Source organism: Streptomyces sp. NPDC004126, from assembly GCF_050275515.1.
Lineage (GTDB): Bacteria > Actinomycetota > Actinomycetes > Streptomycetales > Streptomycetaceae > Streptomyces.
The window spans coordinates 249,721-275,395 of sequence record NZ_JBNNPF010000002.1; the positions used below are offsets into that span (position 1 = coordinate 249,721).

Sequence of the window (25,675 nt, forward strand, 5' to 3'; positions counted from 1 at the left end):
GGGGTGCGTGTGCACGGGTAATCGGCGGCGGGCAGGATGGCCGGGTGATGGAACGGGAACGCGACCGGGACGGTGAGGGGCGGGCGCGCAGTGCGCGGCCGCGGGACGGGCTGGGGCGGCCGCTGCCGTACGGGGCCGAGGGCGTGGCGCGGCAGCCCGAAGGGGTGGTGCGGACGCCGGGGCTGACGGTGGCGGAGGCGCAGCGGCTGCTGGATGCCGGGATGCCCTTCCACGCGCACGAGGTGTTCGAGGACGCGTGGAAGACGGGGCGGGCCGAGGACGCCGGCCTGTGGCGGGCGCTGGCGCAGCTGGCGGTGGGGCTGACGCACGCGGCGCGGGGGAACTCCGTCGGCGGGGCGCGGCTGCTGCGGCGCGGGGCCGGGGCGCTGGCCGGGCTCGGGTCCGGGGAGGCGTACGGGATGGACGTGCCCGGGCTCGTCGGGTGGGCCCGGGAGCTGGCCGGGCGGGTGGAGGCCGGGGAGCGGGTCGACGCCGCGGCCGAGGCCCCCCGGCTGACGGCTGCCCCCTAGGCCGGCTGGAGGAGGTCCCAGCGGTTGCCGTAGAGGTCCTCGAAGACCGCGACGGAGCCGTACGGTTCGTGGCGCGGCTCCTCCAGGAAGCGGACGCCCTCGGCGGTCATCCGGGCGTGGTCGGCGGCGAAGTCGGCGGTGTAGAGGAAGAAGCCGACGCGGCCGCCGGTCTGGTCGCCGACGCGGGAGCGCTGGGCCTCGTCCTTGGCGCGGGCCAGCAGCAGGGCGGACTCCTTGGCGCCGGGCGGACGGACCACGACCCAGCGGGAGCCGTCCGGCCTCGGGGTGTCCTCGGCGAGTTCGAAGCCGAGGGCGCGGGTGTAGAAGTCGATGGCCTCGTCGTAGTCGTGGACCACGAGGGCGGTCAGGGCGATGTGGGATGGCATGCGGCTATTGTGCGCCGAGAAGGACGACGTCGAGGGTACGGGGGCCGTGTACGCCCTCGACCCGGTCCAGTTCGATGTCGCTGGTGGCGGAGGGGCCGGAGATCCAGGTCAGCGGGCGGGTCGGGTCGAGGCGTTCGAGGGCCTGCGGGACGGAGTCCACGACCTGGGCGGGGACGCGGACCACGCAGACGTGGTGGTCCGGGACCAGGGTGATGCGGCGCCGGCCCTGGCCGGGGCCGCCGTCGAGGACGATGGTGCCGGTCTCGGCGACGGCCAGGGCGCAGCCCGTGACCACGCTGTCGACGCGGTCGAGGTCGTGCGGGGTGGAGCGGGCGCGGTCGGGGATCCGGGTCGCGTCGGCCGCCGAGAGCCAGTGCGGGGGCAGGTCCGGGGGGACGAGGACCGTTTCCGAGCCGCGTGCGGCGAGCAGCCGCATCAGCAGCAGTGCGATGCCGTCCTCGTCGGTGCGGTGGACCTTCGCGCGGTACTCCGTGAGGTTGGCGGCGAGGAGGTCGGCGGTCTCGGCCGGGGTGCGGCTGCCGTGGACGCGGAGGTAGTCCCGGGGGACGGGCGGGGCGTCCGGGGCCCCGGCGGTGGCCCGCCGGATGCGGGACAGGATGAGGTCCTTGGTGCTCAAGGTCGGTTCCCCCGTTCTCGGAGCCACCAGTCGCGGAAGGATTCCGCCGGGATCTGGGGCAGTTCGCGGGTGTCGGTCCAGGCCCGGCCGGGGCCGGGGAGGCGGCGGGGGCGCAGCCGGCGGGCGCGGGCCAGCAGCCGCTCGCCCGCGCGCAGCGCACCGGGGTGGTCGAGGAGGAGCCGGGCGGCGCGCATGGCGGCCCGCTCGGCGGTGTGGCCGTGTGCGGGGCGCAGGTGTACGCGGACGCCCTCGCGGGTCACGGGGCCGCCCTGGACCACGCGTTCGCGGAGGTGGACGAGGATCTCGGGGATGTCGATGGCGACGGGGCAGACCTCGTAGCAGGCCCCGCAGAGGGTGGAGGCGTAGGGCAGGGTGGCGTCGACGGGGCTGCCGGTGCCGCGCAGCTGGGGGCTGAGGACGGCGCCGATGGGGCCCGGGTAGACGGAGCCGTAGGCGTGGCCGCCGGCGCGTTCGTAGACGGGGCAGACGTTCAGGCAGGCGGAGCAGCGGATGCAGCGCAGGGCCTGGCGGCCGGTGGCGTCGGCGAGGGTGTCGGTGCGGCCGTTGTCGAGGAGGACGAGGTGGAAGGCGGAGGGGCCGTCCTCGTCGTGGGTGCCGGTCCACATGGTGGTGTACGGGTTCATCCGCTCGGCGGTGGAGGAGCGGGGCAGGGTCTGGAGGAAGACTTCGAGGTCGCGGAAGGTGGGGACGACCTTCTCGATGCCGACGAGGGAGATGAGGGTGTCGGGCAGGGTCAGGCACATGCGTCCGTTGCCCTCGGATTCGAGGACGACCATGGTGCCGGTCTCGGCGACCATGAAGTTGGCGCCGGAGACGGCCACCTTGGCGCGCAGGAACTTCTCGCGCAGGTGGAGGCGGGCGGCTTCGGCGAGTTCGCGGGGGTCGTCACCGAGGTCCTCGGGGGCGGGGCGGCCCCAGTCGCCCATCTCGGAGCGGAAGATGTCGCGGATCTCGCGCCGGTTGCGGTGGATGGCGGGGACGAGGATGTGCGAGGGCCGGTCGTGGCCGAGCTGGACGATGAGTTCGGCCAGGTCGGTCTCGTAGGCGGCGATCCCGGCGGCTTCCAGGGCTTCGTTGAGGCCGGTCTCCTGGGTGGCCATGGACTTGACCTTGACGACCTCGCTCTCGCCGGTGGCGCGGACCAGGTCCGTGACGATGCGGTTGGCCTCGTCGGCGTCGGCGGCCCAGTGGACGGTGCCGCCGGCGGCGGTGACGGAGGCCTCCAGCTGGAGCAGGTAGTGGTCGAGGTGGCGCAGGGTGTGGTCCTTGACGGCCTTGCCGGCGGCGCGCAGCCGGTCCCAGTCGGAGAGTTCGGCGACCGCGCGGGCGCGCTTGTCGCGGATGGTGTGGGTGGCGTGCCGGAGGTTGGCGCGCAGCACGCCGTCCCGTACGGCCTCGCGGGCGGCGTCGGGGAAGGGCGGGAAGGCGGGCATGCCGAGGTGCGTACCGGTCATGGCAGGGGGTCCTCCTCCGTCGGGACCTCCTCGGCGGGGTCCTCCTCCGTGGCGGCCAGGATCTCGGCGAGGTGCAGGGTGCGCATCGGGTCCCCGGCACGGTGGAGGATGCCGCCGAGGTGGGCGAGGCAGGAGTTGTCGGCCCCGCAGAGCACCTCGGCGCCGGTGGCACGGGCGGCGGCGGTCTTGTCGGTGCCCATGGCGGCGGAGACGTCCGGGTTCTTGACGGCGAAGGTGCCGCCGAAGCCGCAGCACTCCTCGGCGCCGGGCAGCTCGACCAGTTCCAGGCCCTTGACGGCGGCCAGCAGCCGGCGGGGGCGCTCGCCCAGACCGAGGGAGCGCAGGCCGTGGCAGGAGGGGTGGTAGGTGACGGTGTGCGGGAAGTACGCGCCGACGTCGGTGACGCCGAGGACGTCGACGAGGAACTCGGTGAGCTCGTGGACGCGCGGTACGAGGTCCTCCGCGAGTTCCGCCAGCTCGCCGCCCCGGCCCTCCTCGGCGGCCCGGCGGCCGATGCGCGGGTAGTGCTCGCGGATCATCGCGGCGCAGGAGCCGGAGGGGGTGACCACGTGGTCGTACCCGGCGAAGGCGGCGGCGGTGCGGCGCAGCAGCGGCTCGGCCTCGCGGCGGTAGCCGGTGTTGTACTGGGGCTGGCCGCAGCAGCTCTGGGCCGCGGGGAAGTCCACCCGGACGCCGAGGCGCTCCAGCAGCCGTACGACGGCGATGCCGGTGCGGGGGTACAGCGCGTCGTTGACGCAGGTGACGAACAGGGCGGCACGCATGATGGGCACAATAGCCCGGTGAAGAAGTTCTCAGTCATCGGCATAGGCGCGGGCGACCCGGACCACCTGACCCTCCAGGCGGTCAGGGCGATCGGCGCGGCGGACGCATTCCTCATCCTGGAGAAGGGGGAGGAGAAGTCGGACCTGACCGGTCTGCGGCGGGCGATGCTCGACGCCCACGCCCGTCCCGGCCACCGGCTGGTGGAGGGCCGCGACCCGGACCGGGACCGCACCCCGGCCGACTACACCCCGACGGTGGACGGCTGGCGCAGCGCGCGGGCCGGGATCTTCGAGCGGTTCATCGCCGAGGACCTGGCGGAGGGCGAGACGGGCGCGTTCCTGGTGTGGGGCGACCCCTCCCTGTACGACTCCACCCTGGCGATCCTCGAAGAGGTGCTGGAGCACGGCCGGGTGGCGTTCGAGCACGAGGTGGTGCCGGGCATCAGCAGCGTGTCGGCGCTGCTGGCCCGGCACCGGACCAACCTGAACCGGGTGGGGCGGCCGGTCCAGATCACCACCGGCCGCCGGCTCGCGGAGGGCTGGCCGCAGGACGTGGACGACGTGGTGGTGATGCTGGACGCCCGGCACGCCTTCACCGCCCACCTGGACCAGGACCTCTACATCTACTGGGGCGCCTACGTGGGCACCCCGGACGAGATCCTGGTCCAGGGGAAGCTGGCGGAGGTGTCCGGCCGCATCGAGGAGCTGCGGACCGAGGCCCGCGCCCGCAAGGGCTGGATCATGGACACCTACCTGCTCAGGCGCCCGTAGCCGGCAGGAAGGCGGGCAGGACCTCGGCGAGGCGTTCGTACTCCTCGGCGCGGTTGTAGAGCTGCCCGCAGACCCGGATGCCGCCGCCGCCCGGCCGGGCCCAGATCAGGGTGCGGATGCGGGCCTTGGCCGCGATCTCCTCGCGCATGGCCGCGGCGGCGTCCTGGGTCTCGGCGGTGCCGGGCGGCAGCAGCAGGGAGCGCATGGCCAGGCCCGGGGTGTGCGTGAGCGGGGTCAGGCCGGGGATCCGGGCGAGGAGCTCCGCCCCGTAGGCGGCGAGGGCGCTGTTGTGGGCGCGGACCCCGTCGGCTCCGAGCCGTTCGATGAGGTCGAGGCCCTCGGGGGCGGCCAGCCAGCCGGTGTAGTCGGCGGTGGCGCGGTATTCGACGGAGCGCGGGTAGCCGAGGTGGTCCTGCCAGGACGGGGAGAGGGAGCGGACCCGGGCCCGGTGGCCGGGGGCGACGGCGAGGAGGGCGGTGCCGGAGGGCGCGTAGCCCCACTTGTGGAGGTTGCCGAACCAGAAGTCGGCGCCGGCGACCGGCTCGGCCAGCATGCCGGGGGTGTGGGCGCCGTCGACGACGGTGGTGATGCCGCGCTCCGAGAGCTCGGCGAGCAGCCGGGGCGAGGCGATGAGCCGGGCGGTGGGCGAGCTGACGTGGTCGAGCAGGACCGCCTTGGTACGGGGGGTGAGCGCGGCGAGCACGGTCTCGCGTACGGCGTCCTCGTCGGGCAGGTGCGGGTCCAGGGCCACGGTGGTGACGCGGGCGCGGCGGGCGGCGGCCGCGGTGACGGTTCCGTAGCCGTGGTCGGTGACGAGGACCTCGTCGTCCCCGGTGAGCGCGATGGCCTCGAAGGCGAGGTTGGCGCCCTCGGTGGCGTTGGAGATGAACGCGAGGCCGTCCGGGTCGGTGCCCAGCCGGGCCGCGATCCGGGTGCGGGTGGCGGCCAGCCGGTCGGGGAGGGCGGCGAAGAAGGCGTCCGGGTCGGCGTGGGCCTCGGCCCGCAGGGCCTCCTGGGCCTCCTGGACGGGCAGCGGGACGGCGCCGTAGGAGCCGTGGTTGAGGTGGGCGACGGCGGGGTCCAGCCGGAAGAGGCCGGGGCCGCCCGGGTAGGCGGGCGGGGCTGAAGGGGCGGACGGCGCGGGCACGGGTACCTCCGGAGCGGGACGTGTCGGGTGCGGGCCTCGTGAGCCCGCATCCGGAGCATGGGGTCTCGTTCCCCGGGAGGGAAGGGCCGCTTGGGCCGGATTGGCCTGCCTGGCGGCCGGACGTCCGCCCGTCCTCCGCCCGGTGTCCCGTCAGCGCGGGCGGCCGCTGGTCGCCGCGTGGTACTGGAGGTCCTGCACCGGTACCCGGTCGTCCGCGGCGTACGGCAGCTCCACCCGGGCGGTGGTCCTCCCGCCGCGGACCGCCTCCGCCGCGCTGGTGCCGGGCCGCAGCGGCAGCAGTTCGGCGTGGACGCCGGCCGGGGCCGGGTGCTCCCGCGCGGTGGGGCCGACGGCGGCGCGGACGGTCGCGGGCTCCGTCAGGAAGCTGAGCACCTCCACGGTGTCCCGGGCGGGGGCACTGCCCTTGCGCAGGGACATCAGCAGCGACTGGCCGCCCGCCGGAGCGGCGGCCGCGAACTGGGTGCGGCCGGTGAGGTAGAGCGTGTCGCGGACGATCGGCGGCCAGCCGCCGGTCTTGAAGCGGGTCAGATAGTACGAGGCGAGGTCCAGGTAGGCGTGGCCGTTGTGCTCGGAGGGGGCGAACTGGCTGCTCTCGGAGTAGTCGTTCCAGGTGGTCAGCTGCACCCAGTCGGCGCCGTCCTCGATGGCGTGGGTCCAGGTGGAGCGCAGGGTGGCGGTGTTGCCGGCCTCGTCGTAGATCCCCTGGTTCGGGCGGGCGTCCTGGACGGACACGGGCTGCATCCAGATCCGGCCCTTGGCGTGGGCCCGCCGGACGTCGTCGGCCGCGCCCTCCTGGCCGGTGTGGCTGCGGCTGCCCCACTCCGAGAAGCCGTGGCTGATGGGTGCGAAGGCGTCGGCGTTCGCGCCGAGGTCGAGGAAGAGCGGGACGAGGGCGGTGCGGACTCCGTGCCGGGACTGCAGCAGGTCCAGGACGCGGCGCCACCAGTCGGCGCCCTTCTGCTCGGCCTTGAAGGGGGAGACGACGAGCCGGCCGTCGTCGAGCCGGTGCGCGGCGGGGTTGCCGCCGAGGGCCGCGAGGGCGTCGGCGAGCACGGCGGGGTCGTCGGTGTCCAGGGAGGTCATGTCCGGCATCAGCATGACCTTGAAGGCCGGGTCGACGGCGTGGGCCGCCTTCATCAGGAGCTCCGCGCGCTCCCGGTTCTTCCCGGAGAGGGAGAGCAGGTCGAGGGTGAAGCCGTCGATGCCGGCGTCGCGGGCGGTGCGGACCTCCTGCCGGAGGTTGGCGTACTCCCAGTCACCGCCCTTGGGCGGGACGGGCGGCGGGCGGTCGCGGAGCAGGCCGCCGTACCGCTGGTGCCTGCCGTTCTCACCGCGGGGGTCGAGGTAGTGGCGGGTGTAGTAGTCGTCCTCCGCGCTCGCGTTGTCGAGGGAGAGCGGGTACGGGGGGAAGTAGTGGGCGAACACCAGCCTGCGTCCGGCATCGCCGGAGCGGAGCACGGCCGGTGCGGGCAGGTCGAACGGCAGGGGCCCGGCGGCGGGGCGGGCGGGGGCGGCGCTCGGGGCCGGTGCCGCCGGGGAGGGCGGGGCCGGGGTCTCCCCGCCGTGGTCCGGTCTGGCGGAGGGCCCCGGCGTCCGGGGCGCGGCGGCGGACGCGGCTCCGTCCCGGCCGGCCGCGGCGGTGAAGGGGTCCCAGGCGATGCCGGCCGCGGCGCCGGCCAGCAGGAGGACGGCGACCAGCACGGCGGTCCGGTGCCCGGACCGGCGTGAGCGCGGCCCCTGTGCCGTCATCCGGTCCCCTCCCGGTGCAATCGCCCCCGCCCCGCAGCCGGGGCCTTCCGGCAGTAGAGCCGATCGGCGTCCCGCGGACAACCGTCCGCCGCCTGAGCCGGGCTCGGCACGTACGGCTCCGGCACCCCGCGCGGCCCCGCGCCGGACCCGCGGCCGGGGCCGGGCGGTCAGTGGCACAGCGCATCCACCGGCCCGGCAGGGCAACGGCTGACCAGGGCGTTTCCGGAGCATGCGCCGGAATACGACATTCCCCTGGCCATACTGCCGAATTGACGCATAATCATCGTCACGCGGCTCGAAACAACCCTCGTGCCGCACTGGGTCACGTATGCAACGGGGGGCATCGTGATGATGGGGGACTCCCGGCCGACACCATCGGGCGGAGCGACCGGAACACTGCCGACCACGTCCACCGAACTCTCCCACCTGCTCACCGCCGTCCGGCGGGGCCGGGTGCTGACGGTCACGGGCCGGTTCCACGAGGCCCGGAGCCTGCTGGTGCGGGACGTCGCCCGGCGGCTGGCGTCCAACTTCTGCGACGGGGCCGCGGTGGTCACCGTCAGCCCGGACGGCGGCGTACGCGGCCTCGTGGCCGCGCTGGGCTGCGTACCGGGCATGCCCTTCCTGCCCTGCGGCACGGCCAACGCCGCGTCCTGGATGGCGGAGCGGGACATGCTGCTGGTCCTGGACGGCAGCGACCGGCTCGACCCCGAGGCGCTGACCTGGCTGCGGGAGCTGCTCGCCGCCGCACCCGGGCTGCGCATCCTGGCGGCCGGCCGGCATCCCCTCGCCGTGGGCCAGGGCCGGGTGCACCGGCTCTGAGCCGCGGGCGTCCGGACACGCGTCCGCCCCGGCCGGGCACGGGGCCCGGCCGGGGCGGAACGCGGACTGGCTACCGCCGTGGGCGTCAGCCCAGGATGGCGAGCGCCTGGTTCAGCGTCGCGGAGGGACGCATGACCTCGGCGGCCTTGGCCGGGTCGGGCTGGTAGTAGCCGCCGATCTCGGCCGGGGAGCCCTGGACGGCGTTCAGCTCGGCGACGATGGCCGTCTCCTGCTCGGCCAGCGTCTTGGCGAGCGGCGCGAAGGCCTCCGCGAGCTGCGCGTCGTCGCTCTGGCCGGCCAGCTCCTGCGCCCAGTACAGGGCGAGGAAGAAGTGGCTGCCGCGGTTGTCGATGCCGCCGAGGCGACGGGTCGGCGACTTGTCCTCGTTGAGGAAGGTGCCGGTGGCGCGGTCCAGGGTGTCGGCCAGGACCTGGGCGCGGGCGTTGCCGGTGGTGGCGGCGAGGTGCTCGAAGGAGGCGGCCAGCGCGAAGAACTCGCCCAGCGAGTCCCAGCGGAGGTAGTTCTCCTTGACCAGCTGCTGGACGTGCTTCGGGGCGGAGCCGCCGGCGCCCGTCTCGAAGAGGCCGCCGCCCGCCATCAGCGGGACGACCGACAGCATCTTGGCGCTGGTGCCCAGCTCCAGGATCGGGAAGAGGTCGGTCAGGTAGTCGCGCAGCACGTTGCCGGTCACCGAGATGGTGTCCTCGCCGCGGCGGATGCGCTCCAGGGAGTACTTCGTGGCCTCGACCGGGGAGAGGACCTCGATGGTCAGGCCCTCGGTGTCGTGGTCCGCGAGGTACGTCTTGACCTTGGCGATGAGCTGCGCGTCGTGGGCGCGGGTCTCGTCGAGCCAGAAGACGGCCGGGGCGCCGGTGGCGCGGGCGCGGGTGACGGCGAGCTTGACCCAGTCCTGGATCGGCAGGTCCTTGGTCTGGCAGGCGCGGAAGATGTCGCCGACGGCGACCTCCTGCTCGATGAGCACGTCGCCCGCGGCGTCGACGACGCGGACGGTGCCCGCGGCGGCGATCTCGAAGGTCTTGTCGTGGCTGCCGTACTCCTCGGCCTTCTGGGCCATGAGGCCGACGTTCGGCACCGAGCCCATGGTGGCCGGGTCGAACGCGCCGTGGGCGCGGCAGTCCTCGACGACGGCCTGGTAGACGCCCGCGTAGCTGCTGTCCGGGAGGACGGCGAGGGTGTCGGCCTCGGCGCCGTCCGGGCCCCACATGTGGCCGGAGGTGCGGATCATGGCCGGCATGGAGGCGTCGACGATGACGTCGGACGGCACGTGCAGGTTGGTGATGCCCTTGTCGGAGTCGACCATCGCGAGGGCCGGGCCCTCGGCGATCTCGGCGTCGAAGGAGGCCTTGATCGCGTCGCCGTCGGCGAGGCCGCCGAGGCCGTTCAGGATGGTGCCGAGGCCGTCGTTCGGGGACAGGCCGGCGGCGGCGAGGGTCTCGCCGTAGCGGGCGAAGGTCTTCGGGAAGAAGGCGCGGACCACGTGGCCGAAGATGATCGGGTCGGAGACCTTCATCATCGTGGCCTTGAGGTGCACGGAGAACAGGACGCCCTCGGCCTTGGCACGCTCGATCTGGTCGTTCAGGAAGGTGCGCAGGGCGTCGACGTGCAGGACGGACGCGTCCACAACCTCACCGGCGAGGACCGGTACGGACTCGCGCAGCACCGTGGTGGTGCCGTCGGCGGCGACGTGCTCGATGCGCAGCGCGCCGGCCTCGGCGATCACGGCGGACTTCTCGGTGGAGCGGAAGTCGTTCTCGCCCATGGTGGCGACGTTCGTCTTCGACTCGGAGGACCAGGCACCCATGCGGTGCGGGTGGGCCTTCGCGTAGTTCTTCACCGAGGCGGGGGCGCGGCGGTCGGAGTTGCCCTCGCGCAGGACCGGGTTGACGGCGCTGCCCTTGACCTTGTCGTAGCGGGCGCGGATCTCGCGCTCCTCGTCCGACTTCGGGTCGTCCGGGTAGTCCGGAAGGGCGTAGCCCTGGCCCTGGAGCTCGGCGACCGCGGCCTTCAGCTGCGGGATCGAGGCCGAGATGTTGGGCAGCTTGATGATGTTGGCCTCGGGGGTCTTCGCCAGCTCGCCGAGCTCGGCGAGGGCGTCGGCGATCCGCTGCCCCTCCTCGAGGTACTCGGGGAAGACGGCGATGATCCGACCGGCCAGGGAGATGTCACGGGTCTCGACATTCACACCGGCCGTCGACGCGTAGGCCTGGATCACAGGCAGGAAGGAATACGTCGCGAGGGCCGGGGCCTCGTCAGTGTGCGTGTAGATGATGGTCGAGTCAGTCACCGGATGCTCCGCTCCACAGTCTGCGTCTCTCGTCTGCAACATTGCTCGACATCAAGATATCTCGTGATCGGGCATGTCTGGACAGCCCCCTGCCCCAAGAGCCGGGGAGACGCGCGTCACGGCAACGCGAAAGGCGCCGCCGCGGGCCCCGGGGGCCCGCGGCGGCGCCGCTGCGCCGTGCGTTTCAGGCGGTGACCTGCTTGGGGTTCGCGCCGTACTCGTTCGGACCGGCGTCGCCCTCCAGGGCCATCAGGACGATGATCGCGATCCAGCCGACGAACGGGATGAAGCCGACCAGGTACCACCAGCCGGACCTGCCGGTGTCGTGCAGCCGGCGGATGCTCAGGCCCAGGGTGGGGAGGAAGACGGCGAGGTTGTAGATGTAGAAGATGACCGGGTAGCTGCCGAGCGCGAAGTCCACCGCGATCGCCACGATCATGATCGGGATGCTGCACAGGACGAACATCCAGTACTCCTGGCGGCGCGCGCGGCCGGAGAAGTCCGCGTAGCGCTTGATGACGTCGACGTAGTAGTGCACGAGTCCCCCCTAAGGACGGCATCGACGGCCCTTCGGCCTGAAAGGGGCCGGGCCCGGGTTATGCCCTGGGGCCGTCGCGCCCAAGCCATCGCCGGGTGCCTGATTTAGGCCACCGGGGTTGTTTTCAGGGGGAGTTGACGACGTCTGCCACTGGTGCCCCGGGTGCCTCAGCCGATGCGGTAGGAGTCCCCGTAGACCTTCCATTCCAGCGGGGTGTCGAGGCCCAGATTGCCCTTCTTCAGGAAGACCCGCTGGGCGGTGTCGACGCGGCTGGTGTCGCTGTGGGCCTCCTCCTGCTTCATCGCCCAGACGCGGGCGTCGAGGAAGGCGTTCAGCCACGCGGTCTCGTTGCCGCCCTGGGCCGGCGGCTTGGCCTTGGCGAGGGCCCGCTTGCGGATGTTGCGGAAGCTGGTGGAGTCGCCGCCGTCGCCGTGCATGACGATGGCGTCGTAGTAGATGAACTGGCCGAGGGTGCCGACCCCGTCGGACTTGCCCTGCCCGACGGCGGGGTTGAAGTAGACGCGGTCGCGCTCGTGGTCCTGGGCCTTCTTGAACTCCGCGTCCTGGGCGGCCTTGGCCCAGTCCCTGGTGAAGTTCGGATCGAGTCCGGCGTGCGAGTCTCCGCCGTTGACCTTGCGGAGGGCGGGGAGGTACTTGGCGAGCACGTTCCCGGGCTTGACCTGGGTGTAGTACTCGACGAGGTCGAGCATGTCGCCGGTGCCGGAACAGAAGCCGATGATGCCGGCGGTGTAGCCGCGGCCGTCGCCTATGTCCTCGATGTACTTGTACTGGGCCTTCCAGTCGAGGGAGGAGTTCTCGGCGCTGGAGACGATCCGCATGGCGATGTCCTTCTTCGCCGGGTCGTCGAGTCCGGTGGCGGCGGCCGTGACCCCGGCCGTGGGGGCGGGCGGGGCGGCGGTGGCGTGCGCCGCGACCGGGGCGGTGAGGAGGGCGGCGCCGAGCAGGGCGCCGGCGGCCATCGTCTTGCGACGGGGAGTGAACACAGGGCCTCCATGGGGTGGTTGGGCTGTCCCTGATCCGTTAGGAAACTTTCCTACCAGACCTTGGAGGCAGGGAACACCCCTCCGGCGACCCCGTCCGGAATACACCCCTCCCCCTTGACGGGGCCGCCGGGACAACGGCCCCGGCAGGGCAGCGGCAGCCGCCTAGATCCAGCCGTTGCGCCTGAACCCCCGGTGGATCACGAAGCAGGCGGTCGCCATCACCGCGAGGACCAGCGGGTAGCCGTAGGTCCAGTGCAGCTCGGGCATGTGGTCGAAGTTCATCCCGTACACCCCGCAGACCATCGTCGGCACGGCCACTATCGCCGCCCACGCCGTGATCTTGCGCATGTCCTCGTTCTGCGCGACCGTCACCTGCGCCAGGTGCGCCTGGAGGATGGAGTCGAGGAGGCCGTCGTACGCGCCGATCTGCTCGGTGGCCCGCGTCAGGTGGTCGGCGACGTCGCGGAAGTACGCGCGGACCTCCGCCGGGATCACCGGTATCGGCTGTGTCGCCAGGTGCTGGAGGGGCCGGTCGAGGGGGGCCACCGCGCGGCGGAGTTCGAGGAGCTCGCGCTTGAGCTGGTAGATCCGGCCCGCGTCGCCCCGGCCGCCGTGTTCGCTGAACACGGCCGTCTCCACGGCGTCCATGTCGCTCTGCACCGCGTCCGTCACGGCCACGTAGTCGTCCACCACGTGGTCCGCCATGGCGTGCAGGACGGCCGCCGGCCCCTTGGCCAGCTGGTCCGGCTCCGCTTCCAGGGCCTCCCGGACCGGGCCGAGGGTGCCGCGTCCGCCGTGCCGGATGGTGATGACGAAGTCCTCGCCGATGAAGGCCATCAGTTCGCCGGTCTCCACCACCTCGCTCGTCGCGGTCAGCTCCTCGTGCTCGACGTAGCGCACGGTCTTGAAGACGGCGAAGAGCGTCTCGTCGTAGCGCTCCACCTTCGGCCGCTGGTGGGCGTTGACGGCGTCCTCGACGGCGAGCGGGTGCAGGCCGAACAGCTCCGCGAGGCCGGCCAGCTCCTGCTGCGAGGGTTCGTGCAGGCCGATCCAGACGAAGCCGGCGCCCGTCTTGCGCACCCGGCGCAGGGCCTCCTCCACCTCCGCGCAGCCGTCCTGGCGGATGCCGTCCTGGTAGACCACGCAGTTGACGACGGCGCTGCCGAGCGGGGAGCGGGCGGGGTGGCTGAGGTCGACGGCCCGCCGGTAGCCGCGGCGCACGGCACGGCGCAGGTTGCTGAACATGGACACGGGCGTACTCCCCTTCGGCGGATCAGCGGCCAGTCTGCCACCGCCCGGCCGGCGGCTCCGCCACCCGCCCGCGCCCACCGCCTAGCAGGCCGGGGAGGAGCCCTTCTGTCCCTTGAGGTCGCGGTTGTAGAGCCACCCGGTGGCGTTGGTGCCCTCCACGCGCACGAACGTCCACTGGTTGCCGTACGAGTTGACGATGTAGCAGTGGTACCAGAGCTTCGTGCCGTCCTTGACCAGGGCGCCCTGGGCGCACTGCTGGTACGGCGCGGCCAGCAGGTGGTGGTCGCCGGATATGTACCCGTACGTCCCCGGCTTCGGGTCCCGGTGGGTCCAGCCGGCGCAGCCCGTCGGTACGGGGCTGGGCCCGCCCGGCGCGGGCGAGGACTGCTTCCCGGAGGGCGACGGCGTGCCCGGCTTCTTCGAGGTGCTCGCGGAGGGCTTGGCCGTGGGCCCGGAGACGGAGGGCGAGGGGCCCGGGGCGGCCGTGGCGGGCTGCCCGCCGCCCGTCGGGGAGCCGCCGGGCGCCGGTGTGGGCGCCGCGGCCACCGCGCCGCCGCCGTCCGAGGTCACGGCGTAGGTGACCCCGCCCGCGGCGAGTACGGCGGCCACCGCGACGGCGATCGCGGCGCGGCTGCGGCGGCGCGCCCGGTCGGCGTCCGCCGATCCGGACCGGGCGACCGTGGGCGACTGGCCGGGCGGGGGGCCCTGCGGGGGGAAGCCCGGCTGTGGGGCGGCGGGGGCGTAGGGCTGCGGAAACGTTACGCCGCCGCCCGGACCGGGCCGAGGCCCGGGACCGGGACCGGGGCCCGCCGCCGGCGGGGGCCCGAACCCGGGGGCGGCCGGCACCGCCGCGGCCCCGGGCGCGTACGGCGACGGCTCGGCCGCGCCGCCCGCCGCGACCCGCTCCAGCATCGCGCGGGCCTGCTCGGCCGTGGGCCGGTGCTCCGGCTCCTTCGCCATCAGCGCCCGCAGCACCGGCGCGAGCGGCCCCGCGCGGCGCGGTTCGGGCAGCGGGTCCCCGACGATCGCGGCGAGCGTGGACCACACCGAGGTGCGGCGGAACGGCGACACCCCCTCCACCGCCGCGTACAGGGTCATCCCGAGCGACCAGATGTCCGAGGCGGGTCCGGGCTCCCGGCCCTGCGCGCGCTCCGGGGGCAGGTAGTCGAGGGAGCCGACGAGCTGGCCGCTGCGGGTGAGCTTGGCGAGGGCCTCGTCGTCGGAGGACTCGATGGTGGCGATGCCGAAGTCGGTGAGCACGACCCGGCCGCCCCGCTCCAGCAGCACGTTGCCCGGCTTCACGTCCCGGTGCAGGACGCCGGCCCGGTGCGCGGCGTCCAGCGCGTCCATCAGCTTGGCGCCGATCGCGGCGGCCTCCTGCGGGTCGAGCGCGCCGTACCGGGTGACCGAGTCGTCGAGCGAGGGCCCGTCGACGAGTTCCATGACGATGACGGGCAGGCCCTGCTCGTGCGTGACGTCGTGGACGGTGACCACGCCGGGGTGCCGGATGCGTGCGGCGGCCTGTGCCTCGCGCTCCATCCGGGTGCGCAGGTCGGCCAGTTCCTCGTCGCTGGCGTCGGTGTAAGCCCGCAGGACCTTGACGGCGACCTCGCGGGCGAGCAGTTCGTCGACGGCGCGGGCGACCACGCCCATGCCGCCCCGGCCGACCACGGAGGTCACCCGGTAGCGCCCTCCGAGCACCTTGCCGACGAGGTCCCCGTCGTTCGCTTCCCCCGCTTGGCCCGCTGGCACCGCATGCTCCGTTCCACGACCGGTCGTCCGTCTCGACGATCTGACGGGGCACAAGCGTAGAGGCATGATCGGCGGGCGCTCCGGGCGGACACCCCCTACCCTTCACCGCGCGGCAGATGGGCCTTCGCCTCCTCGTAACCGGCCCGGCCGGGCCGCTCGGCGGGGGCGTAGAAGAGGTTGAGGACGCCGGTGCCGAAGGCCTCGCTGGAGAGCAGTTCGAGCGGGATCGGGGGCTCGCCCTCCTCGAAGAGGCGCATGCCCTTGCCCAGCACGACGGGGTGGACGAGCAGGTGGAGCCGGTCCAGCAGTCCGGCGGCCAGCAGTTGGCGGACGACGGACACCGAGCCGCTGATGACGATCGGCCGTTCGCCCGGCTCCTCCTTCAACGCCGCGACGGCCTCGACGAGTTCCCCGTCGAGGAGTTCGGAGTTGCGCCAGGTGAGGTCGAGCGGCTGCCGGGAAACGACGATCTTCCGGGCGTCGCCGAGCCGCTTGGCGAAGTCGGCGTCCTCGCCGCCGTCCGCCTCCCGGCCGGGCCAGGCGCCGGCGAAGCCGTCGTACGTCCTGCGGCCGAGGAGCAGGGTGTCGGCGGAGCCGACGACGGCGTCGACGGCCGCACCCATCCGGTCGTCGAAGTAGGGGAAGTGCCATTCGTGCGGCGCCTCCACGACGCCGTCGAGCGAGATGAACAGCTCTGCGGTGATCTTCCTCATCGGGGCGCTCCAGGGAGGTCGGGGCTCTCCCACCCAGTAGACGCCCCGCCCCGGAGGGCCACACCCGGGCCGTGCGGAAGGGGCCGGCGGTATCGTGCGGGCGTGAAGATCATCGACTTCGAACCCGGCGACCCGCGCCTGACCGACGACCTCCTGCCGGTCCTGCGCGAGCTGCGCCCCCATCTCACCGAAGAGCTCTTCCGGCAGGTGTACGAGAACGGGCGGGCGCAGGGGCTGCGCTTCACCGCCGCCTACGCGGACGACGGCAGCTGCGTCGGGGCGGCCGGCTGGCGGATCATCGACAACACCAGTTCGCTGCGGGGGCTCTACGTCGACGACCTGGTGACGGCGGCGTCCGCCCGCTCCACCGGTGTCGGGCACGGACTCCTCGCCCACCTGGAGGCGCACGCCCGCGCGGCCGGGTGCCACGAGCTCAACCTCGACTCGGGCACCCAGCGCACCGACGCCCACCGCTTCTACCTGCGCGAGCGCATGGACATCGTGGCCTTCCACTTCAGCAGGGAACTGGGCCCGTGACCCGCCCGCCCGGTCCGGCGGACTAGGGGGTGTCCGCAGCGCCCAGGCGGCGCAGCGCCTCCCGGCGGGTGAGCGGCGCCACGCGGGATCCGTGGCGGTCGAGCCAGTCGACGACGAAGTCCGGGTCGCGGGTGGAGGTCTCGCGCAGCACCCAGCCCAGGGCCTTGCGGAGGAAGAACTCCCGTTCGTCGACGAGGGCGTCCGCGTAGCGGGTGAGGCGGCCGGTGTCGGGGCGGCCGGCGCGGATCCCGGGCAGCAGGGCCAGCAGCGCGGCGCGGCGGAGCCAGAAGTCGGGGTCGCGGACCCACCGGTCGAGCACGGCGCCGGCGGCCGGATCGCTCAGCGCGATCACGCCGGCGCAGTGCACGGAGAGGGGGTCGACGAGCGCCCAGGTCCGGCACTCCCGCAGCAGGGCCTCGACGTCCTCCAGGTCCGCGGCGCGGAGCGCTCCCGCGTATTGCACCAGCGTCTCGACGGCCGCCCAGCGGTATTCGTACACGGGCGTTCCGCCGCCGTCGGGCGGGGACCACAGGCGGCGGGCGAGGGCCGTGATCTCGGGGGCCGGGAGCCGGCCGAGCCGCCGGCGGCCGCGGGTGACGCAGCGGCGGAGGTCGGGGACGCCGATCCCGAGGTGGTGCAGGTCGCTCTTGAGGTAGGCGCGCTGGCTCGCCGCGCGGACCGGGTCCGCGAGTGCGTCCAGTGCGGCCCGTAGCTCCCGGACCGGGTCGGCCGCCGCCGCGGTGCCGTCGCCGTCGCCGTCGCGGTTCACGATCCGTCCTCCGCCGCGCGGCCGGCCGCGGCGCGGGAGCGTGGGCCGCGTCGCACGCCGCCGGCATCGCCGCCGGCCTCGACCTCGGCCCACTGGTCCGTCTGCCTCGTCAGCCGCCGCAGGAGGGTCCGTACGGCCGCGAGGTCGGCCGGGGAGAGCCCCTCCCCCATCACCGCGTGCGCGGCCTCGGCCCGGCGGGTGATCGCCGCCAGTGCGCCGCGACCGCCGGGGGTCAGGGCGAGCAGGGGCGAGGTCCGGTGGTCGGGGTTGTCGCGGAACTCGCCGAGGCCGTCGCGTACGAGTTCGTTGGCGATGCGCTGCACGCCCTGCCGGGTGACCCCGAGGCGGCGTGCGGCCCGTGCCACGGGCAGGGGCTCCTCGCTCACCACGCTCATCAGCTGCCAGCGGGCCTGCGTCTGCCCTTCCGCCGCCGCCAGCGCCTCGCCCGCGCGGCGCAGCGCGCCCGCGGCCTCGAACACGTCGGCCACGAGCAGGGCCAGCTCCTGCGTCATTACCTCGGCTCCCCTCGACATATTCGACAACATGTTGTCGCTATGTCACCATGATGGCATATCCGGCGCGCATCCCGTCCCCGACGCACGCCCCCCCCACCGCAGCACCAGGGAGACACCATGACCACCCCCACCACCGCCGCGATCGCCAACCTCCAGGCCGCCCTGGAGCGGGGCGCCGCCGTCCGCCCCGAGGTCGGCGGCTTCCCCTACCTGGCCGAGAGCCTGCGCCGGTCCGGCGTGACCCGCTGCCGCATGGCCGTCCCGTCCAACGCGTTCCTCTACCTGACCGAACACGGCGACGTCGTGATCCAGGGCGAGCCGCTGGTCACCGGCCCGGTGCAGGCGCCGCCGTTCGACCGGGAGGCCCTGGTGGCGGCGCTGCGCGCGGACCAGGCCGGGAAGACGACGTTCCCCGAGTTCGTCCGCGCCTCCTGGGACGCCGGCGTCGTCTGGTACGACGTGGACACCGCGGCCCGCACCTGCACCTACCACGGCACCCGCGGCGAGTCCTACACCGAGGACTACCCGGCCGTCGTCCTGCCCGGGGCGGCCCCGCACGCCCCCGGGGACGCTGCCTAGACCGGCCGCAGCTCGTCCATGGCCGTTTCGGCGACCACCCGGGCGACCAGGGCGAGCGCGGGCGAGTCCAGCTTCCACTGCTGCCAGTACAGCGGTACGTCCAGCCACCGGCCCTGGACGAGCGGCACGAGCGCGCCGCTCTCCAGCAGCGGTTCCGCCTGCGGTTCGGGTACCAGCCCCCAGCCGAGGCCCGCCGCCACCGCGTCCCGGTAGCCCTCCGAGGTGGGTACGAGGTGACGTGCGGCCGAGGCGGGCGAGGCGCCGCCGGTGAGCGCGCGGACGAAGTCGTCCTGGAGGACGTCGCGCCGGTCGAAGACGACCAGCGGGGCCTCCCGCAGGTCCCGGGCCGGCGCCCCGGTCAGGTGCCGGGCGGCGAAGTCGGGGCTCGCCACCGGCAGGTAGCGGACCAGCCCCAGCGCCCGTACCGTGCAGCCGGCCACCGGGTCGGGCGAGGAGGTGACGGCCGCCATGACCTGGCCCTCCCGCAGCAGGGCCGTGGTGTGGGACTCGTCCTCGCGGTACAGCTCGAAGCAGATGGGCGGCTCCTGCGGCACCCGGGTGAGGGCGGGCAGGAACCAGGTGGCCAGCGAGTCCGCGTTGACGGCGATCGGCATCCGGACCGGGCCGAGGCCGTCGGCCATCCCCATGCCCAGCTCGGCACGCGCGTCCCGTTCCAGCCGGGCCAGCTGCCGGGCGAAGCGGATGACCACCTCTCCGGACTCCGTCGCCCGGACCGGCTTGGTCCGCATCAGCAGCACCCGTCCGGTGCGCTGTTCGAGGGCCTTGACCCGCTGGCTCACGGCCGAGGGCGTCACGTGCAGGGCGGCGGCGGCCGCGTCGAAGGTGCCCTCGTCGACGACCGCGAGGAGGGTCCGGACCTGTTCCAGGGGAAGCTCGTCCATCACGGGCGCTAATGATACGTAAAAATCTTTAGCTGTACGGGAGGGCGCGCGGGTCCTTACGGTCGGACCATGACGAACGGCATCACCACAGCACTACTGGCCGGTTTCGGTACCGGCCTCTCCCTCATCGTCGCGATCGGCGCGCAGAACGCCTTCGTGCTGCGCCAGGGCGCGCGGCGGCACGCCGTCCTGGCGGTGGTCGCGATCTGCGCCGTCTCCGACGCGGTGCTCATCTTCCTCGGCGTGGCCGGGGTCGGCGCCTTCGTCACCGCCTGGCCCGCCGCCCTGACCGCCGTGGGCATCGCCGGCGGCGGCTTCCTGATCTGCTACGGGATCCTCGCGGCCCGGCGGGTGCTGCGCCCCGCCCCCGGCGCGGCCCTCACCGCCGAGGGCACCACCACCGGGTCCGTCCGGGCGGCGGTGCTCACCTGCCTGGCCATGACCTGGCTCAACCCGCACGTCTACCTGGACACCGTCCTGCTGGTGGGCTCGCTTGCCGCCGACCGGGGCGACCTGCGCTGGGCCTTCGGCATCGGCGCCGGGCTGGCCAGCCTGATCTGGTTCGCCACCCTGGGCTACGGCGCCCGGCTGCTCAGCGGCCCGCTGTCACGGCCGGGGGCCTGGCGGGTGCTGGACGGGCTGGTGGCCGCCACGATGGTCACGATGGGCGGAATGCTCCTCGCCCGCGCCTGAGGCAGGGCCGGGACGGGACGTGGTACTGCTTCCGGTGGGCCGGTACCCGTTCCGGTACGCCGTCCCCTCCCCGCTCCCCATCGCCCCCGACCCCGGAGCCGCCGCCGTGCCCGACCGCCCGTCGCCCGAGGCCGTGCGCGCCTACTACGCGGCCCGGCCGTCCCCGCTCGTCGCCGCGACCGGCATCGTGCTGGACCGGCGGGGCCGGGTCCTCGTGCTGACCCCCTCGTACAAGGACGGGCTCGAACTGCCCGGCGGCACGGTGGAGGAGACCGAGACCCCGGAACAGGGCCTGGCCCGGGAGCTGGCGGAGGAGCTGGACCTGTCCGTCCCGGTCGGCCGGCTGCTGGCCGTGGACTCCTGTCCGCCGGGCGCGCTCGGCCGTTCGCTCGTGGTCCACGTCCACCTCGTGGGGCCGCTGACCGACGAAGACGCCGAAGGGATCGCCTACGCGGACGGGGAGGTCGCCGAGGCCCGCTGGCTCACCCCGGACGAGGCCGGGGCGCAGCTGCCCGACCGGCTGGCGCCCCGGCTGCGCGCCGGGCTGGCCGCCCTGTACTCCGGCTCCGTCGCGCACCTGGTCGACGGCGTCCCGCAGCCCGGCTCACCCGCCGGGCTGGACCCGGCCGACCGCGCCGCCCTGGAGCACTCCGGCCGCTACGACCCGGCCGGCCACCGCGCGGCCCGGCCCAAGGCCCTCACCGCCGCGAATGTGCTGTTCACCGACGGGGCCGGCGGGATCCTGCTGGTCCGGCCCGGCTACGGCGAGCCGGGCCGCTGGCTGCTGCCCGGCGGCGGCGTCGACAGCGACCTCGGCGAAACCCCGCGGGACGCGGCGGCGCGCGAGGTCCGCGAGGAGACCGGACTGGAGCGGGACCCCGGCCGCCTCCTCGCCGTCAACTGGACCCACCGGCCCGGCTACCCGGCGCGGATCCGCTTCCTCTACGACGGCGGGGTCCTGGGCCCGGCCGAGTTCGCGGCGATCCGGCTGCCGCCCGCCGAGCTGCTGGAGTGGCGCACGGCGCGCCGCGAGGAGCTGCGGGGTCTGGTGAAGCCCAAGCTGCGCCGCCAGATCGAGGCCTGTCTGACGGCCCTGGCCGAGGGCTCCGGCCCGCTGGAACTCCACTCGGGGCGCCGGGCGGGCCCGCCCTGAGACCCGTTCGGCCTTCGCGGGATCGCCGGGGCGGCCGGGCGGCGGGAGACTCGACGGCGACGGCCCGGTGGCTCCCGCGCACCCGGCCGGACCTGCTCCCACCACCGAAAGGGGCGGCCCATGCCCCCGGCGCCACCCAGCACCGCCTCGGTGGTGCTGTCCAAGGGCGGGCCCGGCCTCGTCGACCTGCTGGCCGACAGCACCGAGCTGCGGATCACCGTCACCGGTCCGCTGATGCTCTTCGAGCGGCTGCGGCTGCTGACCACCCTCTCCCCCTTCGAGGGCTGCACGGCGCAGCGGCTCGAAGAGCTGGCGGGCTGCCTGGAGGGCACCCTCCACTGCGGGCTCACGGGCATCCAGGAAGCGCCGGTCACGGTGGAGACGCACCGCGCGGGCGCCGTCCTGGAGATCGGGCTCGGACCGGCGAGCATGTACCAGAGCGAGCTGGTGCTGCACACGACGACCACCGAGACCTTCCGCGCGCTGCTCACCCGGCTGCTCAGCGACGACCCCGCGCGCCCGTTCTTCGCCGGGCTGCACCCGGTCCCGGCGGCGGGGCACCTCGAACACCACCACGGCGGCCATGGACATCCGTAGGAGCGCGGCCTCGCTCACCGCCGACCAGCGGGACGCGTTCCTGCAGGCCGTCGTACGGCTCAAGCACCGCCCCGCACCCGGCGGTCCGGCGGGGGTGAGCGTCTACGACCAGTTCGTCGCGCTGCACGGAGCCGTGATGGCCGTCATCGCCCCCGGACTGCCGCCCGGCGAGCGCGTCAACTACGGCCACTGGGACATCGGCTTCTGCGCCTGGCACCGCAGGTACCTGAGGGAGTTCGAGCGGGCCCTGCAGGCGGAGGTGCCGGGCGTCACGATCCCTTACTGGGACTGGAGCGACCACACCGGCGCCATGGCCAGGGTGTTCGTGCCGGAGTTCCTCGGCTCGCTGCGCACGGGCGGCCCCGCACCGGTCGCCGACGGGCCGCTGCGCGACCCCCTGCCGGTGCCGGAGCGGCCGGCCTGGTGGCCGGCGGGGGCGAACGGCTTCCCCGTGCACCCGCTGCTGGCGGAGGAGTTCGGCAGCCGCCTGGCCCGGGGCAGCGTGGGGGTGGGCTGGCCGCCCCCGGCGGCGCGCATCGCCCAGCTGGAGCAGCTCCTCGTGGTGCAGCCCGGGGCGCATCCGCTCTGGTTCTTCTGGCTGGTCCTGGAGCAGGGCGCGGCGTCGGTCACCCCGCGCACGCACAACCGGGGCCACAACTTCGTCGGCGGCCACATGTCGGGGGCCTACTCCCCCAACGACCCCGTGTTCTGGCTCCACCACGCGAACGTGGACCGGCTGTGGGCGAACTGGCAGCGCGGGCGGCTCGCCGCCGTGCCCGGTTCCACACCGTCCGACCACTATCCGCCGCAGCACCAGCGCTCCCCCTTCAGCCTGGAGGAGGCGCCGCAGGGGCACCGGATCGACGACGTGATGTGGCCCTGGGTGCACGGCGCGGCGGGCTTCGACGTCGACCTCGACCCCGCGGTCAAGCCGCTGCTGCCGGACTTCTCCGCCGAACCGGCGGCGACGGTGCGCGGGATGCTGGACACCGCGACGGTCGACGCGGTCGGCTACCGGTACGCCGCCCCGTGAGCGGGCGCGGAGGAACCGGAGGAGCGGGAGGAACGGGTTCCGGGACATACCCCCTACCCCTTTGGAGTATCTCCGGAGGGTCCTCTACGATGCCGCCATGAGGACGAGTACGCAGGCCGGACGCACGAGGAGGCCCTCCGGGCCGCCCGCGCGGCTGCTCCTCGTACTGGCCGTGCTCATGGGGATCGTCGGCATGCACGGCCTCGGCCCGGGAGCCCTCCCGCCGGCCGCGGCGCACGCCGCCGCCCACGCGGCGGCCGCGGCGCACCCGCCGGCCGACCCCTGCGACTGCGTCCACGCCGACGGCCCCGACCACGAGGGGCCCGCCGGCGGCCACGCCCAGCACGCCGACCCGACCTGCGCCGCGTCCGGCACCAGCGGCGCCCCCGTGCTGTACGCCCCGGCGGCCGCGCCCGGCGGGACCCCCGCCGGTGCCGGGGTCGCGCTCGGGGCCGTGCTCGGGGCGACGGCCTGCGGGCGCGCGCCCCCGTCCCTGAGCGAACTGCAACTCCTGCGCGTATAGGCGCGGCCCGCCGGCTTCCCGCCGGCCGAGCACGCACGCCCGTACGCACCCCGACAGGAGAAGCACCACCATGACCGTCAAGCGTTCCCTGATCCGCCGCACCACCGCCCTGGCCGCGGCCGCCACCGCCGCCCTCGTCCTCGCCGCCTGCGGCGGGCAGGGCGACTCCGGCTCCTCCGCCCACGGCGGCGGCCACGACGCCCCGGCATCCGCGTCGGCGTCCGCCTCGCCGTCGGCCTCCGCCGGCCGGACGCAGGCCGCGAACAACGCCGCCGACACCGCCTTCGCCAAGGGGATGATCCCGCACCACCGCCAGGCGGTGGAGATGGCGGACCTCGCCGCGACCCGCGCCGAATCGGCCGAGGTCAAGGAGCTCGCCGCCGAGATCAAGAAGGCCCAGGACCCGGAGATCAAGACCCTGTCCGGCTGGCTGACCGCCTGGGGCGAGCAGGTCCCGGCGGCCGATGCCGCACAGGGCGGGCACGGCGGCCACTCCATGTCCGGGATGATGACCGGCGAGGAGATGGACCAGCTCACGAAGGCCGGCGGGAAGGCCTTCGACACCGCGTTCCTCGACCTGATGGTCAAGCACCACGAGGGTGCCGTGGCCATGGCCAAGACGGAGCAGGCCGACGGGAAGTACCAGCCCGCCAAGGACATGGCCGCCGCCATCGTCAGCTCGCAGAGCGCCGAGATCACCCGGATGAACAAGCTCCTCGGCAAGGGCTGACCCCGGCGGCCGGGGAGCCCCGCACGGACCCGCGGGGCTCCCCGGCCATCCGGCCACCCGGTCCTCCGGCCATCCGGCAACCGGGCCGTTCAGAACCGGCGCTCGGTGCGCCAGGTCGCCTGGCTGGACGGGTTGGTCAGGTCGTACGTCGTACCCGAGAGGCGGCCGTCCGGGCCCCGCGTTCCCGTGTAGCGGCCCACCGGGCCGTGCGACCAGGCGATCACGAAGTAGATCTGCTGGCCGTCGACCGAACCCTCCCGGACGTTGCCGACGGTGTTGCCGGAGCTCACCGAGCCGAAAAGGCGCCCCTCCGCGTTCTGCGAGAAGTCCACGTGGACGGTCGCGTTGCTCTGGTAGATGTCGTACACCCCGCCCGCGTTGAACCCGGGCACCCGGGCCGAACGCTCCGCCGCCGCGGCGGACGTGGCTCCGGTCGCCGGGGCGGCGAGTCCCGCTCCGGCGACGGAGAGGAGCACGGCGACGGAGGCGGCGGTCAGCAGCTGGGGGATACGGCGTGCGATGGACATGGGCCCTCCAGGGGCGGCCGGGACGATCGGCTCCGGTGCATGGTGCGCGGAACCTCGGCGGCAGGCCTACCCACCCCTCTCGCCCTGAGGCCTGACTTCACCCGAACGAGTCCCCGCCCGGCCCTGGACGTCGTCAGGCCGTCGCCACGGGTATCCCCTGCGGGCGTCCGCCGAGCAGGGCCGCGACGTGGTCCGCGCAGCTCAGGGCCGCCGTGGTCATGGCGCTGCCGGTCATCCCGGCGACGTGCGGGGTCAGCAGGGCGCCCGGCAGGCCGAAGAGGGGCGAGGCGAAGGCGGCGTGCTCGTGCGCGAAGGTGTCCACGGCGGCCGCCGCCAGGGGGTGGCCGGGGTCGCGCAGCGCGTCGGCGAGGGCCTGCTCGTCGACGATGCCGCCCCGGGCGGTGTTGAGCAGGACCGACCCCGGGCGCATCAGCGCCAGTTCGGCCTTCCCGATCATCCCGCGGGTGCTGTCGGTGAGCGGTACGTGGAGGGAGACGACGTCGCTGCCGGCCAGCAGCGCCGGGAGGGACTCCGCCAGGGGTATCGGGGCGCCGTCCGCCGGGGCGCGGCGCGCGAGGCCGCGTACGTCCATGCCCAGGGCGGCGGCCCGTTCGGCCAGGGCCAGCCCGATCCGGCCGAGTCCGACGATGCCGAGGGTCAGCTCCGACAGGCCGCGGGGCGGTGCGGCGGGCGACCGCCAGCGGCCCTGGTGCGCGGCCTCGTCGTACGCGCGGAGGTCACGGGTGAGGGCGAGCAGCTGGGCCAGCGCGAACTCGGCGACGGCCGCCGCGTTGGATCCCGGGGTGTGCGTGACGGTGACGCCGTGCCGGGCGGCGGCGGCCAGGTCCACGTGGTCCGTCCCGGCTCCGGCCCGGCCGACGACCCGCAGCGGGCGGGCGAGCGCGGGGTCCGCGGCCGCGGCGAGGAAGCCCGCGCGCATGAGCACGCCGCCCCGGGACTTGACGGCGTCGTGACCGGCCCCGTCCCGGAGGGTCTCGGCGAGCAGCGCCTCCCCGTCGAAGGCGTCGAAGTCGGTGAACTCCACCCGCCCGGCCCACTCGGCCCGGGCGGCGCCGGGGTCGGCGACGCGGCGCAGGTTCAGCGTCACCTCCAGGCCGTGGCCGAGGAGCCGCTCCAGCTCCCGTCCGAGCAGCTTCCCCGGTGCCGCGTCCAGCACCAGCACCCTCGCGCGCACCGCGCCCGCCCCCTGTGTCATGCGTCCGATCATGCCCGG

Annotated in this window: 28 protein-coding genes; 11 read left to right on the forward strand and 17 right to left on the reverse strand. The window is 74.4% G+C overall.

Going from position 1 to position 25,675, the window contains the following annotated elements:
- Positions 1-44 precede the first annotated feature (44 nt).
- Positions 45-530, forward strand: coding sequence for a DUF309 domain-containing protein (locus ACQKM2_RS03655; protein ID WP_427706146.1), 486 nt, complete (start codon positions 45-47; stop codon positions 528-530).
- On the opposite strand, the gene ACQKM2_RS03660 is transcribed toward ACQKM2_RS03655, so the two are convergent.
- The 4 genes from ACQKM2_RS03660 to ACQKM2_RS03675 are packed head-to-tail and all read right to left on the reverse strand — an operon-like array spanning position 527 to position 3,810.
- Positions 527-916, reverse strand: coding sequence for a VOC family protein (locus ACQKM2_RS03660; RefSeq protein ID WP_388931210.1), 390 nt, complete (start codon positions 914-916; stop codon positions 527-529). The two genes, ACQKM2_RS03655 and ACQKM2_RS03660, sit on opposite strands and share 4 nt — an antisense overlap.
- A gap of 4 nt (positions 917-920) precedes the next feature.
- Positions 921-1,553, reverse strand: a complete 633-nt coding sequence (locus ACQKM2_RS03665) for a LutC/YkgG family protein (RefSeq protein ID WP_427706149.1) — start codon at positions 1,551-1,553, stop codon at positions 921-923.
- Complete coding sequence (locus ACQKM2_RS03670; protein ID WP_427706151.1) at positions 1,550-3,028, reverse strand: lactate utilization protein B; 1,479 nt, start codon at positions 3,026-3,028, stop codon at positions 1,550-1,552. The genes ACQKM2_RS03665 and ACQKM2_RS03670 overlap by 4 nt, the downstream gene beginning before the upstream one ends.
- Positions 3,025-3,810: a (Fe-S)-binding protein gene (locus ACQKM2_RS03675; protein WP_427706153.1), complete on the reverse strand. Its 786-nt coding sequence runs from the start codon at positions 3,808-3,810 to the stop codon at positions 3,025-3,027. The genes ACQKM2_RS03670 and ACQKM2_RS03675 overlap by 4 nt, the downstream gene beginning before the upstream one ends.
- 18 nt (positions 3,811-3,828) lie before the next feature.
- Between ACQKM2_RS03675 and cobF the strand changes: the two genes are divergently transcribed.
- Positions 3,829-4,581 carry a precorrin-6A synthase (deacetylating) gene (gene cobF / locus ACQKM2_RS03680; protein WP_427706155.1) on the forward strand — a complete coding sequence of 251 codons (753 nt, stop codon included), beginning with the start codon at positions 3,829-3,831 and terminating at the stop codon, positions 4,579-4,581.
- On the opposite strand, the gene ACQKM2_RS03685 is transcribed toward cobF, so the two are convergent.
- Positions 4,568-5,728 (reverse strand): aminotransferase class V-fold PLP-dependent enzyme, encoded by a 1,161-nt coding sequence (locus ACQKM2_RS03685; RefSeq protein ID WP_427706157.1) that lies wholly within the window; start codon positions 5,726-5,728, stop codon positions 4,568-4,570. The two genes, cobF and ACQKM2_RS03685, sit on opposite strands and share 14 nt — an antisense overlap.
- Before the next feature lie 150 nt (positions 5,729-5,878).
- A complete protein-coding gene (locus ACQKM2_RS03690; protein WP_427706159.1) occupies positions 5,879-7,498 on the reverse strand; it encodes a glycoside hydrolase family 71 protein in 1,620 nt (539 codons plus the stop codon).
- Positions 7,499-7,846: 348 nt separating this feature from the next.
- Here ACQKM2_RS03690 and ACQKM2_RS03695 point away from each other — a divergent pair, with 348 nt between their 5' ends.
- The gene (locus tag ACQKM2_RS03695; RefSeq protein ID WP_427706161.1) at positions 7,847-8,320 is read left to right on the forward strand and encodes a hypothetical protein; all 474 of its coding nucleotides are present in this window, start codon (positions 7,847-7,849) and stop codon (positions 8,318-8,320) included.
- An 85-nt stretch (positions 8,321-8,405) separates the two neighbouring features.
- On the opposite strand, the gene ACQKM2_RS03700 is transcribed toward ACQKM2_RS03695, so the two are convergent.
- The 6 genes from ACQKM2_RS03700 to ACQKM2_RS03725 all read right to left on the reverse strand — a co-directional run bounded on the left by ACQKM2_RS03700 (position 8,406) and on the right by ACQKM2_RS03725 (position 15,883).
- Positions 8,406-10,625: an NADP-dependent isocitrate dehydrogenase gene (locus tag ACQKM2_RS03700; protein WP_427706163.1), complete on the reverse strand. Its 2,220-nt coding sequence runs from the start codon at positions 10,623-10,625 to the stop codon at positions 8,406-8,408.
- A 184-nt stretch (positions 10,626-10,809) separates the two neighbouring features.
- The gene (locus ACQKM2_RS03705) at positions 10,810-11,163 is read right to left on the reverse strand and encodes a DUF805 domain-containing protein (protein WP_427706165.1); all 354 of its coding nucleotides are present in this window, start codon (positions 11,161-11,163) and stop codon (positions 10,810-10,812) included.
- Between the two features lie 167 nt (positions 11,164-11,330).
- Positions 11,331-12,143, reverse strand: a complete 813-nt coding sequence (locus ACQKM2_RS03710; RefSeq protein ID WP_427706297.1) for a chitosanase — start codon at positions 12,141-12,143, stop codon at positions 11,331-11,333.
- Between the two features lie 186 nt (positions 12,144-12,329).
- Positions 12,330-13,412, reverse strand: a complete 1,083-nt coding sequence (gene corA / locus ACQKM2_RS03715) for a magnesium/cobalt transporter CorA (protein WP_427706299.1) — start codon at positions 13,410-13,412, stop codon at positions 12,330-12,332.
- Positions 13,413-13,499: 87 nt separating this feature from the next.
- Complete coding sequence (locus ACQKM2_RS03720) at positions 13,500-15,236, reverse strand: protein kinase domain-containing protein (RefSeq protein ID WP_427706167.1); 1,737 nt, start codon at positions 15,234-15,236, stop codon at positions 13,500-13,502.
- 29 nt (positions 15,237-15,265) lie between these two features.
- Entirely contained in the window at positions 15,266-15,883 is a 618-nt protein-coding gene (locus tag ACQKM2_RS03725; RefSeq protein ID WP_427706169.1) for a dihydrofolate reductase family protein, read from the reverse strand.
- 102 nt (positions 15,884-15,985) lie between these two features.
- Between ACQKM2_RS03725 and ACQKM2_RS03730 the strand changes: the two genes are divergently transcribed.
- A complete protein-coding gene (locus tag ACQKM2_RS03730; RefSeq protein WP_427706171.1) occupies positions 15,986-16,420 on the forward strand; it encodes a GNAT family N-acetyltransferase in 435 nt (144 codons plus the stop codon).
- 22 nt (positions 16,421-16,442) lie between these two features.
- Here the strand turns inward: ACQKM2_RS03730 and ACQKM2_RS03735 are convergent, their stop codons facing one another.
- Both ACQKM2_RS03735 and ACQKM2_RS03740 read right to left on the reverse strand, forming a co-directional pair.
- Positions 16,443-17,189 (reverse strand): DNA alkylation repair protein, encoded by a 747-nt coding sequence (locus ACQKM2_RS03735; RefSeq protein ID WP_427706173.1) that lies wholly within the window; start codon positions 17,187-17,189, stop codon positions 16,443-16,445.
- Positions 17,186-17,701 (reverse strand): MarR family winged helix-turn-helix transcriptional regulator, encoded by a 516-nt coding sequence (locus ACQKM2_RS03740; RefSeq protein ID WP_427706175.1) that lies wholly within the window; start codon positions 17,699-17,701, stop codon positions 17,186-17,188. The genes ACQKM2_RS03735 and ACQKM2_RS03740 overlap by 4 nt, the downstream gene beginning before the upstream one ends.
- A 120-nt stretch (positions 17,702-17,821) precedes the next feature.
- Between ACQKM2_RS03740 and ACQKM2_RS03745 the strand changes: the two genes are divergently transcribed.
- Positions 17,822-18,283, forward strand: a complete 462-nt coding sequence (locus ACQKM2_RS03745) for a DUF1398 family protein (RefSeq protein WP_427706177.1) — start codon at positions 17,822-17,824, stop codon at positions 18,281-18,283.
- Here ACQKM2_RS03745 and ACQKM2_RS03750 read toward each other — a convergent pair.
- On the reverse strand, positions 18,280-19,185 hold the full coding sequence (locus ACQKM2_RS03750; protein ID WP_427706179.1) for a LysR family transcriptional regulator ArgP: 906 nt from the start codon (positions 19,183-19,185) through the stop codon (positions 18,280-18,282). The two genes, ACQKM2_RS03745 and ACQKM2_RS03750, sit on opposite strands and share 4 nt — an antisense overlap.
- Before the next feature lie 69 nt (positions 19,186-19,254).
- Between ACQKM2_RS03750 and ACQKM2_RS03755 the strand changes: the two genes are divergently transcribed.
- The 6 genes from ACQKM2_RS03755 to ACQKM2_RS03780 all read left to right on the forward strand — a co-directional run bounded on the left by ACQKM2_RS03755 (position 19,255) and on the right by ACQKM2_RS03780 (position 23,914).
- Positions 19,255-19,878, forward strand: a complete 624-nt coding sequence (locus tag ACQKM2_RS03755; protein WP_427706181.1) for a LysE/ArgO family amino acid transporter — start codon at positions 19,255-19,257, stop codon at positions 19,876-19,878.
- A 19-nt stretch (positions 19,879-19,897) separates the two neighbouring features.
- Positions 19,898-21,031 carry an NUDIX domain-containing protein gene (locus ACQKM2_RS03760; RefSeq protein WP_427706183.1) on the forward strand — a complete coding sequence of 378 codons (1,134 nt, stop codon included), beginning with the start codon at positions 19,898-19,900 and terminating at the stop codon, positions 21,029-21,031.
- Positions 21,032-21,151: 120 nt separating this feature from the next.
- Positions 21,152-21,628: a hypothetical protein gene (locus tag ACQKM2_RS03765; protein ID WP_427706185.1), complete on the forward strand. Its 477-nt coding sequence runs from the start codon at positions 21,152-21,154 to the stop codon at positions 21,626-21,628.
- Complete coding sequence (locus ACQKM2_RS03770; RefSeq protein ID WP_427706187.1) at positions 21,615-22,661, forward strand: tyrosinase family protein; 1,047 nt, start codon at positions 21,615-21,617, stop codon at positions 22,659-22,661. Before ACQKM2_RS03765 ends, ACQKM2_RS03770 begins: the two co-directional genes overlap by 14 nt.
- Before the next feature lie 97 nt (positions 22,662-22,758).
- Positions 22,759-23,184 (forward strand): DUF6153 family protein, encoded by a 426-nt coding sequence (locus tag ACQKM2_RS03775; protein WP_427706189.1) that lies wholly within the window; start codon positions 22,759-22,761, stop codon positions 23,182-23,184.
- Between the two features lie 70 nt (positions 23,185-23,254).
- Complete coding sequence (locus ACQKM2_RS03780) at positions 23,255-23,914, forward strand: DUF305 domain-containing protein (RefSeq protein ID WP_427706191.1); 660 nt, start codon at positions 23,255-23,257, stop codon at positions 23,912-23,914.
- Positions 23,915-24,003: 89 nt separating this feature from the next.
- Here ACQKM2_RS03780 and ACQKM2_RS03785 read toward each other — a convergent pair whose 3' ends face one another.
- Positions 24,004-24,441 (reverse strand): hypothetical protein, encoded by a 438-nt coding sequence (locus ACQKM2_RS03785; protein ID WP_427706193.1) that lies wholly within the window; start codon positions 24,439-24,441, stop codon positions 24,004-24,006.
- Between the two features lie 133 nt (positions 24,442-24,574).
- Entirely contained in the window at positions 24,575-25,657 is a 1,083-nt protein-coding gene (locus tag ACQKM2_RS03790; RefSeq protein WP_427706195.1) for an NAD(P)-dependent oxidoreductase, read from the reverse strand.
- Positions 25,658-25,675 lie beyond the last annotated feature (18 nt).

Coding starts and splice junctions, on each gene's coding strand:
- ACQKM2_RS03660 (WP_388931210.1), bottom strand. CDS start 916: ATGCCATCCCACATCGCCCTGACCGCCCTCGTGGTCCACGACTACGAC.
- ACQKM2_RS03670 (WP_427706151.1), bottom strand. CDS start 3,028: ATGACCGGTACGCACCTCGGCATGCCCGCCTTCCCGCCCTTCCCCGAC.
- ACQKM2_RS03675 (WP_427706153.1), bottom strand. CDS start 3,810: ATGCGTGCCGCCCTGTTCGTCACCTGCGTCAACGACGCGCTGTACCCC.
- ACQKM2_RS03690 (WP_427706159.1), bottom strand. CDS start 7,498: ATGACGGCACAGGGGCCGCGCTCACGCCGGTCCGGGCACCGGACCGCC.
- ACQKM2_RS03695 (WP_427706161.1), top strand. CDS start 7,847: ATGATGGGGGACTCCCGGCCGACACCATCGGGCGGAGCGACCGGAACA.
- ACQKM2_RS03710 (WP_427706297.1), bottom strand. CDS start 12,143: ATGGCCGCCGGCGCCCTGCTCGGCGCCGCCCTCCTCACCGCCCCGGTC.
- corA (WP_427706299.1), bottom strand. CDS start 13,412: ATGTTCAGCAACCTGCGCCGTGCCGTGCGCCGCGGCTACCGGCGGGCC.
- ACQKM2_RS03720 (WP_427706167.1), bottom strand. CDS start 15,236: ATGCCTCTACGCTTGTGCCCCGTCAGATCGTCGAGACGGACGACCGGT.
- ACQKM2_RS03725 (WP_427706169.1), bottom strand. CDS start 15,883: ATGAGGAAGATCACCGCAGAGCTGTTCATCTCGCTCGACGGCGTCGTG.
- ACQKM2_RS03740 (WP_427706175.1), bottom strand. CDS start 17,701: ATGACGCAGGAGCTGGCCCTGCTCGTGGCCGACGTGTTCGAGGCCGCG.
- ACQKM2_RS03745 (WP_427706177.1), top strand. CDS start 17,822: ATGACCACCCCCACCACCGCCGCGATCGCCAACCTCCAGGCCGCCCTG.
- ACQKM2_RS03750 (WP_427706179.1), bottom strand. CDS start 19,185: ATGGACGAGCTTCCCCTGGAACAGGTCCGGACCCTCCTCGCGGTCGTC.
- ACQKM2_RS03755 (WP_427706181.1), top strand. CDS start 19,255: ATGACGAACGGCATCACCACAGCACTACTGGCCGGTTTCGGTACCGGC.
- ACQKM2_RS03765 (WP_427706185.1), top strand. CDS start 21,152: ATGCCCCCGGCGCCACCCAGCACCGCCTCGGTGGTGCTGTCCAAGGGC.
- ACQKM2_RS03770 (WP_427706187.1), top strand. CDS start 21,615: ATGGACATCCGTAGGAGCGCGGCCTCGCTCACCGCCGACCAGCGGGAC.
- ACQKM2_RS03775 (WP_427706189.1), top strand. CDS start 22,759: ATGAGGACGAGTACGCAGGCCGGACGCACGAGGAGGCCCTCCGGGCCG.
- ACQKM2_RS03780 (WP_427706191.1), top strand. CDS start 23,255: ATGACCGTCAAGCGTTCCCTGATCCGCCGCACCACCGCCCTGGCCGCG.
- ACQKM2_RS03785 (WP_427706193.1), bottom strand. CDS start 24,441: ATGTCCATCGCACGCCGTATCCCCCAGCTGCTGACCGCCGCCTCCGTC.
- ACQKM2_RS03790 (WP_427706195.1), bottom strand. CDS start 25,657: ATGACACAGGGGGCGGGCGCGGTGCGCGCGAGGGTGCTGGTGCTGGAC.